This is a genomic window from Edaphobacter sp. FHG110511_03, assembly GCF_059115365.1.
In genome coordinates this window covers 976926-990203 of record NZ_JBZYWL010000002.1, presented here as the reverse complement: position 1 = coordinate 990203, position 13278 = coordinate 976926, and the positions used below count along the sequence as shown (strand labels likewise).

Sequence of the window (13278 nt, the reverse complement as noted above, 5' to 3'; positions counted from 1 at the left end):
AAGATGAGTCACAAATCTGAAACCGAATACATCGCGAATACACACAACACGGCGCGCTTCTTTACCGAGCACCGTCAGGTGGGTTTTGTGCTTCTGATCGCCGTCTCTCTTTGGGGTTGGTATGGCTACAAAAATATGCCAAAGCGCAAAGACCCGATTATTCCAGTTCGAGTGGCCGTTGCTTCAACGACATGGCCAGGCGCCACTGCGGAAGAGGTTGAGCAACTTGTTGCACGGCCGATCGAACAAACGATGGCTCAAAATGCCTTTGTAAAGGGCCCTACGCCTGCTGACTTCGGTATCCGATCCATCAGCTTTCCCGGTCTTTCGCTCGTCTATGTGCAGCTGGAAGATAACGTCTCCGATACAAAGAAACAATTCGCCGATATCAACCTAAAGCTGGACGCGCTTAATGCCAAGCTACCGCAGGGCGCTGGCCCAATTCAGTTCAATAGCGACTTTGGCGATACAGCAGCTGCGATGCTGACCATTGCTAGCCCTCCGGCAAATGCTGTTGACATCGCCTTGCGGGCACGCTCCATTCGGGGTGCGATCGAAAGAACACGCGCCGCAGAACGGGCTCGATCTCCACAGCCGCACGTCAGTATTATTTATGCTTTTCCAATTTCAGTCGCTCCAGCAGTTATTCGTGAACCCTTCACGGCAGTTGTTGACTCCGGTATTGCAAACCGCTTTATTTTTGATCCGCATTTCTTTGAAGGAAGTGGCTTCATTGGGGTTGATGTAAAAACGAAATTGAGTGATGAACAACTACGAGTCTTCGGTGAAAAATGGGTCAAGGAGAATCTGCATCGCTCGGAGATTCACCCTGATGCCTGGAAGGCCGCACTCATTCGTGAGCCAGACCAAACTGAATCGAGGCTTGCCGCGGTGGCCGGTGATCGATATTCCTATCGGGATCTTGATAACTTCACGGATCTTATTGGCCGTACGTTACAGGGAGCTCCTGAGGTGGCCAAAATCGACCGCAAAGGAGTTTTGCCCGAGCAGATCTATCTCGATTACTCTCAGGACAGACTCGCCGCCTATGGTTTGCAGCCATCTAATCTTAAAGACATCCTCGGGGCGCGCAACATTACTTTACCTGGAGGACAGTTAGAAGTCGGATCGAAGAGTATCCAGATCGATCCATCCGGCAAGATTACTAACCCTCAGCAATTCGGCGATGTCATTATCGGAACCTCCTCCTCTGCCGGTCAAAGTCCGGTCTATCTACGTGATCTCGTGCAGATCTCACGCGGATATCAAAGCCCCGCAAAATATTTAAATTATTTCAGCTGGGCTGATAAGGACGGCAAATGGCACCGCAATCGAGCGGTAACCATAGCTGTCCAGATGAAGGACGGCGAGCAAATCGGCGCCTTCGGTCAAAGCGTGGAAAACAAGCTTAGTGCGGTCAAACAATATCTTCCAGATGATCTGATCATCGCTCACACTTCCGATCAGCCTTTGCAAGTGAAGGAAAATATAGGCCTCTTCATGGATGCGCTTTATGAGGCCATCATCTTGGTGGTTCTAGTGTCCTGGATTGGATTTTGGGAGTGGCGCTCCGCCGTCTTAATGGCCTTTTCGATGCCTATCACTCTCGCCCTAACCTTTGGATCGATGTATCTCTTGGGAATTGATATCCAGCAAGTATCCGTGGCCACACTCATCATTGCTCTCGGTCTACTGGTAGATGATCCTGTTTTGGCGGGTGATTCCATCAAAAGAACTCTTGCTGAAGGTCATCGTCCCATTATTGCCGCTTGGCTCGGACCAACCAAACTAGCAACAGCAATTATGTATGCGACAGTTACAAATATCGTTGCCTATCTTCCCTTTCTAATGGTTACCGGAAGCACTGGATATTTTTTACGTAGCCTTCCCATCGTGATGACTTGCGCGCTTATTTCATCACGTCTTGTCTCAATGACCTTTCTTCCGCTCCTTGCCTACTACCTGTTACGGCCCGAAAAGAAGCCGGAGAAGACGGTGGAAGAGATGCGTGAAGCGGGGTTTTATGGAGGGTACGCCAAAATTGCTCGCTATTCGATCGAACATCGCTGGAAATTTTTCCTAGCATCGTTGGTCGTTTTGGTTTTCGGCTTCTTTATCTTCAGCAGGCTAAACACTGCATTCTTCCCAGAAGACGTACAATACTGGTCCTATATTGATGTGTGGCTTCCAAACGACGTAAATCTGGGATCGACCAATGAAGCAGCAGTAAGGGTTGAAGATGTTGTTCGCCGACAAGCCGAACAATTTTCGATTGAGCATACTGCAGGTAAGAACGGGCCCATCGTTAGATACATTACAACTTTTGTTGGTGGTGGAGGTCCTCGCTTCTGGTTTTCTGCTTCGCCACAACTGCAACAGCTTAACTATGCACAAGTGCTAATTGAAGTCACAGATAAAGACATCACCCCGGAATTTATTAAAGAACTGCAGCCCGTACTTACATCCTCGATTCCCGGAGCGCGCCTTGATGCGCGTCAGCTCCTTACTAACCCGATTGACTATCCGATTGAGATTCGCGTCTCCAGCACAGCCGATGTCGACGCGGCGCAAGAGAGTGAGGATATTCGTCAGCTGCATCGAATTGCCGCAAAGATAGAAGATATCCTCCGTTCGTCTCCTTTCTCTGAGAGAATCCGCAACGAATGGGGCGAGGACGATGCGCTCATTGAATTGACGATTGACCCAGATAGAGCCAATCTCGCTGGTATAACGAACATGGATGTGGCTAACTCCTCCACCGCAGCGATCACTGGAAGTACGGTTAGCGTTTTTCAGGAAGGACAAAAACAGATCCCGGTCGTCGCTCGAGCGCAGATGTCCGACCGGGCGCATCTGTCCGATATCCAGGATCTTTATGTTTATGCCTCGCAGGATAGTTCCAAGATCCCGCTCTCACAGATCTCCAATGTAAATCACAGCCTTGTTCCCGGACGTATTGTACGAATGGAGCAGTTCCGTGCAATCAATGTACGGAGTTTCCCCGTCGCAGGCCATTTGAGTTCTGAGGTACTCAAAGATGTTATGCCTCAATTGCAAGCTCTCGAAGATTCGATTCCTGCTGGCTATCAGATTCAGATTGGCGGTGAATACTACAAGACCAAAGCAGGATTTAAGAATCTAACAGCCGTAATGGCGATCTCCACTTTTGCTGTTTTTCTTGCCCTTGTCTTTCAATTCAAGAACGCAATTAAGCCCCTGCTTGTTCTTGCTGCTGCACCCTATGGCATGATCGGAGCCTTTCTGGCCTTGTGGATTATGGGTGAGCCATTCGGCTTCATGGCATTTCTTGGTGTAGCCAGCCTAGTGGGTGTAATCGTTAGCCATTCCATTGTCCTCTTCGATTACATTGAGGAACGCCATATCGCTGGGGACGATTTCGAAAATGCACTTATCGATGCCGGTATTCTTCGCCTGCGCCCGGTTCTCATTACAGTCTTTGCAACTGTATTGGCTCTCTTTCCATTGGCGATGCACGGAGGACCACTTTGGAAGCCCCTGTGTTATGCGCAGATTGGTGGCCTGCTCATTGCAACTGTCGTGACCAAACTTCAAGTACCGGTTATGTATGCGATTTTCGTGCTTGATCTAAAGATTCTGGATTGGAATAACCCCGAGCAATCTGAAACCGCCTCTACCTCTTCCTTGCCAAATCAATATCGACCAGCGAGTAATCCTGAATGAAAAATGGCATCTTGGCTTTCGGCCTGCTCGTAGCTCTTGTCCCTGCTCAGGGACAGACGTCCTCTTCTCAACCAACCACAAACTCCATCTTGCAGCGTTACGATCAGGCCATTGATGTGGTGGCCGAAAAAGCCATGCGGTCCGTCGTAGAAATAGAAGTTACAGGTTATGGCAGCCCCGAACACGAAGGCGACAACGCCTCTCCACAGACATTGCAGCGACAACGCTCTCTGGGTTCGGGTGTCATCGTGGACCCGAATGGATACATCGTCACGAATAATCACGTCGTCTCTGGGGCTGTCAGGATTCGTGTCGTCCTAGCACCTGCTACCGTTGAGATGTCGCCTTACCATACTTCTCTCGCACGCAAGCAACGATTTTATGAAGCCAAGCTCATCGGAACTAATCGTTATGCCGACCTTGCCGTCATTAAGATTGATGAAAAGAATTTGCCGGCCATGCCCCTACCGGATGAACAGTTTCACGTTCGCCTTGGGCAAACTGTTTTAGCTATCGGCGCGCCGCAAGGGCTCGACCATACCGTCACGAAGGGTATCGTGAGCGCTATTGGACGACAGCCCGATCCAGATCGCCCGATGGTGTATGTGCAGACAGACGCCCCTATTAATCCTGGCAATAGCGGCGGCCCGCTCATCGACGGTGAAGGCAATCTTGTGGGTATCAACACGTTTATCTTCACTTCTGGCGGTGGCAGTGAAGGCCTAGGCTTTGCTATTCCGGAGCCGGTCGTACGGTTTGCATACAACGAAATCAAGGCGAATGGGAGCGTGAGACCCATCACGATTGGGGCTCACGCACAGACGATTACGCCTGATCTCGCTGCGGGTCTGAAGCTTTCACAAGACTGGGGGGTCATTGTCTCCGATATAAGTCAAGCCAGTCCCGCAGAGGCCGGCGGTCTGCGACCGGGAGATATTGTCACGTCAGTGGATGGGATCGCTATCGATTCGCTTCCTAAGTACATCGCATTTTTGTACCTACATCCACGTGGCGTACCAATGCAGATGCAAGTTCAGCGTGGGGGCGATAAAGTGACGCTTCGCATCATGCCCGTCGATGCGCCCCCTACGGTAGAAAGCCTGTCAGACCTTATTAATCCTTCAACTGACCTTGTTGCGCAACTTGGTATCTTCTGCATTGATCTCAATGGACAGTTGAGTGCTGCGTTAGCGACCCGTTCAAAAACTGGGATTCTCATTGCCAGTCTTCTTAGCGGTGAACCTGCAACATCGGCAGATCTGCAGCAGGGAGATGTTATTCGTATGTTGAACGGAAAACCTATCACTGACACGATACATTTTCGACACGATCTTGCTGCATTTCCCAAAAATTCTCCTGCTGTCCTCGAAATCGAAAGAAATGGGACAATTCAATATGTCGCTTTCGAGATCGAGTAGCCAAGATAGGTGCATTTTTACTGCATGGATGTCGCGGTCGATGATCGCATTCCGGATCTTACAACAAGCCATCAAGTCAATCGGGCACTAGCGTTCCGAGCTTCTTCGCGATGCCATGGCTCGAACCGTCGAGGCAGGAGCAGCGCAGACGCAGGGTAGACTGCTCCTTTATGAGCTATGGAAACTGTGTCGGACGGTGTCGCTGAGGTATCGTTGCATGGCTGTTTCGACGTTGAAGATACTCCCCAGGGACGCTTGGATTTGGATAGCTATGCGATTCACAACGGGTTTTGACCGTGCTGAAAAGCGAGATCAACCGACTAAAGAGGAGCCGGCTTTGGATGGCCCAAGGTCTAGCGAACCTTCCAGCGAGTGGATAGGGCAGCCAGTTTTTCATCCATCGATTGAGGTTGCGGGATGATTTGCTTTTGCGGCTTCGGCGCAGGCTTGCCTGTGCAGGGCTGAGTATTTGATGTTGGGGATGGCCGCACAGCGGAGCCGGATCGATCTAATCGAGCCATCAGAGCTTTCATTGAGAGGGCGATGCGTCTGGTGGCCGTGTCGACGCTCAGGACCTTTACCTTGACGATCTGGCCGGCTTTGACGGCTTCGTTGGGATCCTTAATATATCGGTTGGAAATTTCGGATATGTGAACGAGACCGTCCTGATGGACGCCGATGTCGACGAAGGCGCCGAACTTCGTGACGTTGGTGACGACACCTTCGAGGGTCATGTCCGGTTGTACGTCGGCGATCTCCCGGACTCCTTCGTGAAATGTGGGTGCAATGAACTTGTCGCGTGGATCGCGGCCAGGTTTGCGGAGTTCTTCGAGGATGTCGGTGAGGGTGAAGGTACCGGCGGCGAACCTGGATCGATCGATGCCATCGAGGAGAGTAGGGGTGGCGATGATCCGGTCGACAGGAGCGTTGAGTGAGGCGGCGATCTGATCGACCAGGGCGTAGCTCTCTGGATGGACTGCCGTGGAGTCGAGGGGCTGCGACCCACCACGGATGCGAAGGAAGCCGGCTGCCTGCTCGAAGGTCTTGGCTCCTACGCCCGGGACCTTCTTGAGCTCGGAGCGGCTCGTGAATCGGCCGTTCTCGTCGCGGAACTGAACGATATTGAGGGCGGTGCGTTCCGTGATGCCAGCCACATAACGAAGGAGTGTCCAGGAAGATGTGTTTAGGTCGACGCCGACCTTGTTAACGCAGCTTTCGATGGTGGCTTCGAGCGATTGCTGCAGCTGACGCTGGTCGACGTCGTGCTGGTACTGGCCGACTCCGATGGACTTAGGGTCAACCTTGACCAGTTCGGAGAGGGGGTCCTGAAGCCGTCGCGCAATGGAGATGGCACCGCGCACGGTGAGGTCGAGGTCGGGGAACTCCTGCCGGGCCACGTCGGAGGCGGAGTATACGCTGGCCCCCGACTCGCTCACCATCACTTTGAAGATTTCCGTTATGCCGTGTTCGCTGAGAAAATCGCGGACAAACGCGTCAGACTCACGAGAGGCGGTTCCGTTGCCGATGGCGATGGCACGGACGTTATGCTGACGAACCAGCATGGCAAGGATCTGGCTGGCTTTCGCCGTCTGCCCGGTGTGAGGGTAGATGACGTCGTGGGCGAGAAACTTGCCGGTCTCGTCGACGATGGCGACTTTGCAGCCGGTACGGAGGCCCGGGTCAATGCCGAGGACCGAGATTGGGCCGGCAGGGGCGGCAAGCAGGAGATTGGCGAGGTTGTCGCGAAAGACCTGGATGGCGTCGATGTCAGAGCGTTTCTTCAGTTCGAGGCGAAGTTCGCCCTGGACGCTGGAGTTCAGGAGTCGAGTCCAGGAGTCTTCGATAGCGAGATCTAGTTGTGCTATCCAGTCGCCTTCGGGCCCAAGAATATAGCTGCGGATAACACCGGTGGCGCGGACTGGGTCAAGTTCGATGAGGAAGTATAAGACGGATTCGGTTTCTCCACGGCGGATGGCGAGCATGCGGTGTGAGGGAATGGTCTTCACCGGCTCGCGATAGTCGTAGTACATCTTGAATTTTTCCTGGGGGTCGACGGCGTCCAGGGACTTGCGGCTGACGATGATACCCTCCTCGTGGAGGCGCTGGCGAAGGGCTTTGCGAAGCTCGGCGTGCTCGGAGATGCGCTCTGCGACGATATGCCGTGCGCCTTCGAGTGCCTCGGCGATGTTGGCGACGCCCTTCGCCTCGTCCACGAAGTTAGCAGCGAGTTCAAGGAGCGAGAGTGCTGCAGGCTGTTGTGCCCAGATATAGTCGGCGAGGGGTTCCAAGCCCCTCTCGCGAGCGATGGCGGCCTTGGTGCGCCGTTTGGGACGGTAAGGGAGATAGAGGTCCTCGAGCTCACCGCGGTCGAGAGTGGCCTCGATCTTCTGACGCAGATCATCGGTGAGCTTTCCCTGCTCAGAGATGGAGGACAGGATCGTCTCACGGCGACTGACGATGTCACGGAAGCAGGCGACTTTATCTTTGATGTCGCTTATCTTGACTTCGTCAAGGGCCCCGGTGGCCTCTTTGCGATAGCGCGCTATAAAGGGGACCGTCCCTCCTTCGTCGAGGAGCGAGATGGTAGCAATCAGGGAGCCGAGGGAGATGGCCAGACTTTGGGCGATGTGCAGAAGAATTTCCGGGGAGAGTTGCTTTGCTTCATTCATGTTCTAAGTGATCTTATCCCTTAGCGCGGAGGAAAACCTCTTGGGCGACAAAGCTTACGATGCATTCTCAATTAACGACAACAGGCCGGGTCGCTGATTGAGTGCATTGGCGATTTCTCAAAAACTGAAGACTGCACCGGCTGCTATCTTGGGGCAAGTCCCGGGAAATCTCGCCTCTTGGGGCTAAACAAGTTGTTTTTTTGAGGGGAGCCGAGGTCGACAGCTTCTCTGCGAGACGTGTAGGCGATGCGATTAGCTGGAAAGCCGCTTCGCAACACAGGTGTCCATCTCGCAACATTTCGCGCGACGATGATACCGGCACTAGCTAGGATCGGGGATATGCAAAACTCAATGGCCAATTCTGTTGCATGCATCGTTTCCCGCCCAGTAAATTCAGGGTGGAGCGCCAGATTACTCCTCTTCTTCGGTTTGTTTCTGCTGAGCGTGTCGTACTTCGCGCATGCCTCCGGGCCCGTGGGGATTCCCATGACTTCCGATCGATGGACGACGACGGCCGGCACAGTGAACTTTGTCGAGTACATGGGGCAACACTCCATTGAGTTGAAGGCGGGTAATTATGCACAGCACATCCAATCCGGCGCGGCGATGCTCAATGGCCTTATCTTTCACAGCGGAACTATTGAGTACGATGTGGCCGCAACCGGTGACATGGGCGCGGGCTTCATCTTCCGTCGCGCCGACAAGGACAACTACGAGATGTTCTATCTGCGGCCTAGGCCGAAATGCGAAGAAGCTCCCGACTGCGTGCAATACGCGCCACAGACGCATGGGGTTTTGTTGTGGGACATGTTCCCGCAATATCAGGGGCCGGCTCCCTTGCTTCAGGGCGAGTGGAATCATGTGAAGCTCGTCGTCTCTGGCAAGCGAATGAATATCTTCATCAATGGCGCAGTTGAGCCGACGCTGAAGATTGGGCGCCTCGAAGGGGACGCCCAAGAAGGCGGCCTGATGCTGCAAGGCCCGGGAATCTTTGCCAATCTTACGGTCACGCCGGAAGCTGTGGAAGGCCTGCCTGGCGATCCGGCAACCGACGAGACGGCATCGGATGACCGATACGTGCGCCATTGGCGGATCTCATCTTTCTCTAAGCTGGCAGCGGATCAGGCACCCACCTTGGCTGATCTCCCTGCACCAACCGCACACTGGGCCCCACTCGATGCTGAGCGTAGCGGACTGGTGAACGCTAGCCGAGTCTACGGACGGCCTCTGCCGCCGCCGGATCGCACTGTGGTCTGGCTTAGGACAGAGATTAACTCCAGCAAAGCGCAGCAGAAGCATGTATCCCTGGGATGGGCCCGGGAGATATTCGTCTTCGTGAATGGCCAAATGGTCTTTGCGGACAAAAATCTCTACCAACCACCGGAGGCGCGCAAAACTCCAGATGGTCGGCTTTCGCTCCAAAATGGCTCGTTGATGCTGCCCCTTAAGACCGGTGATAATGAGGTGGCAATTGCGGTCGTCAATAATTTCTACGGATGGGGACTCGAGATGCGCTTCGACGATGCGAAGGATTTGCTCCTGGCGGCGCAATAGAGTCTGTCGTGACCCATAGGATTGCAGCAGGTGCGGGGAGAGGCAATCGAAACGAGCAACGATCGAGTAATTTTGGACGAGCGGTTCCGCGGGCGATCGATACGACGCTGGTGGGTCCGCTTGCTGTTCGCGACCCTTCTTTGGAGCGTAATCGGGCTGCTTTTTGCGCTTCCCGCGTTTTCATCTGCCGGCTGGAACCGTACGCTGCTCGGTTCACTCGCGCAGTGGTGGTCCTGGGGCCTGATCACTCCGCTTATTTTCTGGGTAGACGAGCGGCTACCATTCAAGGAGCAGCGGCTCGGCGTGCGCATCCTTGCGCAACTTACGCCCAGCCTGCTTTTGACCATCGTCTACTTCTACTTATCTTTCGCTGTTCGCGTACTGCTCGGCCTAAGCCCGTGGGCTATGCTTGCCGACACTCACATGCTCAGCAATGCATTCCGTGGCGGAATTCTTTGGAGCTGGCTGGTGTATTGGCTGATCTTTGGCGCGCGCCAGACTTATCGGTATCACCAGCATTTTCTGGCGAGCGAGCTACGCCTCGAGCGCATGGAGCGCAGCTTTTCGCAGGCACGCCTCAACGCGCTCCGTATGCAGCTCGATCCGCACTTTCTCTTCAATGCGCTGAACACCATATCCTCGCAGGTGGAGCGTGATCCCAGGCTGGCGCGCAACATGATCGAGCATCTGGGCGATCTGCTGCGTCTTTCACTCGAAGCCCGCAATAGGCAGGAAGTACCGCTTGCCGAAGAGGTGGCCTTTCTCGATCACTACGTCGCCATCCAGAGGATTCGTTTCGGGGCCCACCTGCAAATCGAGATTCGAATCGCACCTGAGGTGAAGTTCGTGTTGGTGCCTTGCCTTATCGTGCAACCGCTGGTGGAAAATGAGATCCGTCACGGCATCTCGCGCCGCGCTTCCGGCGGAGTGGTAACGGTGACGGCGGGCCGTGTAGCGGACCGAGTTGAGATTCGAGTCGTGGACGACGGTGTAGGGCTGCCGCAGGGATGGACGCTCGATAACTCACAGGGTCTGGGCCTTTCCGTAACACGCGAACGAATCGCCGGCCTTCATCCCGAAGGTAGAAGCCGCTTTACCGTTACTCGGCGCGACGGCGGCGGTACGGAAGTTGAGATATCGTTGCCACTTCGATGGGCGGGAAGGGAGACGGATGATCGCTCCTCGTTCTGAAGGCCTGCGCGTCCTTGTTGCTGACGATGAGGCGCCTGCACGTCAGCGTCTCATCGATCTGCTGCAGACCGACGCCCAGGTGGGCGCCGTGCTGGAAGCCGGCGATGGGCAGGCCGCCCTTGAAATCATCGAACGCGAGGCGCCTGATCTCGTCTTCCTCGATGTACAGATGCCGGAGCTCGACGGCCTCGAAGTAATTAAGGCAGTGGGTGCTACCGCAATGCCGCTTACAGTCTTTGTGACCGCATACGACCAGCACGCGATTCACGCGTTCGAGGCGAACGCGCTCGACTATCTGCTCAAACCCTTCAGTGATGAGCGACTCGAAGCCGCACTTTCTCGTGCCAAAACCCGCCTGAACGAACGCAGTATCCACGAGTTCGGCCGCAGCGTCCTACGGATGGTCTCCAACAGGGGGCCCGTGGATCGCTGTCTCGATCGCCTCGTTATAAAGTCGGCGGGAACCACGCGCTTCATTCGCGTAGTGGACATCGATTGGATCGAGGGTGCGGGCGTCTATGTCAACCTGCATGTCGCAGGCAAGGAGTTTCTCTACCGTACAGCACTTAATGAACTCGTCGATCGTCTTGATCCGATGCGCTTCGTGCGCGTCCATCGATCGGCGATCGTGAATATAGACAGCATTGTCGAGCTTCAGGTCATCTCCCATGGAGAATTCGAAGTGATTCTTAGCGATGGTCGCCGTTCGCGCGTTAGCAGAACCTATCGCCCCCAGCTCGAGAGGCGATTAGGGCAGTCTCTGTGATTATTAATTCTGCGCCAGGAAGCCAATCAATAATGATGACAGGCCAATGCGCTCATTCAGACGTTCCGAATGACGCTATTATGAGACGGTCTATGAGGCGATTTTGCGGAGTTCGTAAACCGTCGATTTTGACTAGATCGGGTCGATGAGTGCCTTGGCGAGGATGCGTTTGTCTACGAACTGCATCGGAAGAATCTCAATCGTTGTCTTTCCCGATCAAAAAAGAGCGCTACGTTGTGGCTCGAGTATCCAAGGGCTGGCATTCCAGGGCGTTATGACAAAAGTCATAGCGTTTTCGTGATTCTACTCACTGCCATCGCCGTTCACCTACTTCCATACTCTCCTTTGTCATCAGTCCGCATAAAGAAGGAAGGAGTGGGGCATGACTGCAGTTCTTAAATATCCTGAATCCGCCACGTCGCCAATCGCGGCGGAGCCGATCGGTGCTGTCGCTTTGCTCAACAACATCACCAAACGCTATGCCAACGGCGTCCTTGCTCTTGACAACCTTTCACTCGCCATTGGCCGAGGTGAGATCGTCGCGCTTCTTGGTCCGAACGGAGCGGGTAAGGCCACAGCCATCAAGCTGCTCATGGGCTTGAGTTCGCCTACGGCCGGCATTGTGCGTATCTTCGGAGCTGACCCGCGCCAGACCGCAGCCCGTCTCCGCACCGGCGTCATGTTGCAAATGGGCAAAGCTCCCGAAATGCTTCGCGTCCGCGAACATATCGAGCTCTTCCGCGGATACTATCTTAATCCAATGCCCTATCGCGAGATTCTTGAGGTGGCCGGTCTCGAAGCTATCGAAGCCCGGATGTTTGGCCAGCTTTCCGATGGGCAAAAGCAACGCGTGTTGTTCGCGCTTGCACTAGCGGGTGATCCTGACCTGATCTTCCTTGACGAACCCACCGTAGGCTTCGACATCCAAGCTCGGAGCGGTATGTGGGCTCAGATTCGTTCCTTAGCTGCCCGTGGCAAAACAGTCCTTCTCACTACTCATTACCTCGAAGAGGCCGACGCCCTCGCACACCGAAATCGTCGCCGAACTTCGGCTCTCCGAGGGCACCGTCCGGAATTACCTGTCAGAGGTAATCGCAAAACTCTCCGCTGCCAATCGCGTCGATGCGGCCCGCATCGCCCGTGCCCGAGGTTGGCTCTAGTTTGATCCAGTGACGCTGTAACCTAGCCTTCTGTCATTGCTCTGCTACAAACTGATTCTGAGCTTAGGTATTGTTGACAACAGGGCAACGCACTCATTGATTCACTACTGCAATCGAACCAATATCGCTACCTCAGAAGCCAATTTTTTTGTGAAAAGCCAGGGCTGTCGGGCAGACGTCGAATCGACAGAGGACGCGGGTTCTATAGCTGTTCCCAAGGGTTCCACTGGGCGCTCAGGTTGACATCCACTACGCCTATTTCCATGGGTTACGTCGCGGTTCGAGCCCCGTCGTCTGTGCCACAGATTCTAAATAGCTTAGAGTCAAATGGCCACCTAAAGTGGCAACAAATCCGGGTCCATTAAGCCCAAGCTGAGCTCTCTGCAGGTCCATTCCACCCGCGTTCTGACCCAGGCCAGGAATTATCATCTTCTACAACCTTGCTTTCATCAGGTTGTCGGGCCAGTAAAGGCCGTTGCCCTTCAGAGTCGGGCTGGCGAAGGTCTTCCGCCAGGTACCGGTCGAGTGGGACCGGCTTGGCGGAGGCCTCTGTTTTGCGATCCTCAATCTTCTTATGCAAGGTGGATCGGGTCACACGCAGCTCAAGGTCGTCGAAGTCCATATCTGCCCACCGAATCCCTAGCAGCTCGCCTGCTCAGGTGCGACTCTGTGCCAGCGGCCAGCAAAAAACCAGTGTGCGTTCCCGTGTATCGAGTTTGGTGAGAAGAAGCACAAGTTCTGCGAGTTCGAGGCCATCAGGAATGCGCTCTCGCTTCGCGCACTGGCGCACGAGCTTGACTGGATTCTTATCCGTTCAC

Annotated in this window: 8 protein-coding genes; 7 read left to right on the top strand and 1 reads right to left on the bottom strand. The window is 54.3% G+C overall.

Annotation, left to right across the window (positions count from 1 at the left end):
- Positions 1-3: 3 nt before the first annotated feature.
- Both AC5S26_RS13355 and AC5S26_RS13350 read left to right on the top strand, forming a co-directional pair.
- Complete coding sequence (locus AC5S26_RS13355) at positions 4-3702, top strand: efflux RND transporter permease subunit (protein ID WP_494185385.1); 3699 nt, start codon at positions 4-6, stop codon at positions 3700-3702.
- The gene (locus AC5S26_RS13350) at positions 3699-5120 is read left to right on the top strand and encodes a trypsin-like peptidase domain-containing protein (protein WP_494185384.1); all 1422 of its coding nucleotides are present in this window, start codon (positions 3699-3701) and stop codon (positions 5118-5120) included. The genes AC5S26_RS13355 and AC5S26_RS13350 overlap by 4 nt, the downstream gene beginning before the upstream one ends.
- 353 nt (positions 5121-5473) lie before the next feature.
- On the opposite strand, the gene AC5S26_RS13345 is transcribed toward AC5S26_RS13350, so the two are convergent.
- Positions 5474-7789 carry a Tex family protein gene (locus AC5S26_RS13345; protein ID WP_494185383.1) on the bottom strand — a complete coding sequence of 772 codons (2316 nt, stop codon included), beginning with the start codon at positions 7787-7789 and terminating at the stop codon, positions 5474-5476.
- A gap of 339 nt (positions 7790-8128) precedes the next feature.
- Here AC5S26_RS13345 and AC5S26_RS13340 point away from each other — a divergent pair, with 339 nt between their 5' ends.
- The 5 genes from AC5S26_RS13340 to AC5S26_RS13320 all read left to right on the top strand — a co-directional run bounded on the left by AC5S26_RS13340 (position 8129) and on the right by AC5S26_RS13320 (position 13103).
- Positions 8129-9343: a LamG domain-containing protein gene (locus AC5S26_RS13340; protein ID WP_494185382.1), complete on the top strand. Its 1215-nt coding sequence runs from the start codon at positions 8129-8131 to the stop codon at positions 9341-9343.
- 120 nt (positions 9344-9463) lie between these two features.
- The gene (locus AC5S26_RS13335; RefSeq protein ID WP_494185381.1) at positions 9464-10534 is read left to right on the top strand and encodes a sensor histidine kinase; all 1071 of its coding nucleotides are present in this window, start codon (positions 9464-9466) and stop codon (positions 10532-10534) included.
- Complete coding sequence (locus AC5S26_RS13330; RefSeq protein WP_494185380.1) at positions 10515-11300, top strand: LytR/AlgR family response regulator transcription factor; 786 nt, start codon at positions 10515-10517, stop codon at positions 11298-11300. Before AC5S26_RS13335 ends, AC5S26_RS13330 begins: the two co-directional genes overlap by 20 nt.
- 382 nt (positions 11301-11682) lie before the next feature.
- Positions 11683-12465, top strand: a complete 783-nt coding sequence (locus tag AC5S26_RS13325; RefSeq protein WP_494185379.1) for an ABC transporter ATP-binding protein — start codon at positions 11683-11685, stop codon at positions 12463-12465.
- A gap of 470 nt (positions 12466-12935) precedes the next feature.
- Positions 12936-13103 (top strand): hypothetical protein, encoded by a 168-nt coding sequence (locus AC5S26_RS13320; RefSeq protein ID WP_494185378.1) that lies wholly within the window; start codon positions 12936-12938, stop codon positions 13101-13103.
- Positions 13104-13278 lie beyond the last annotated feature (175 nt).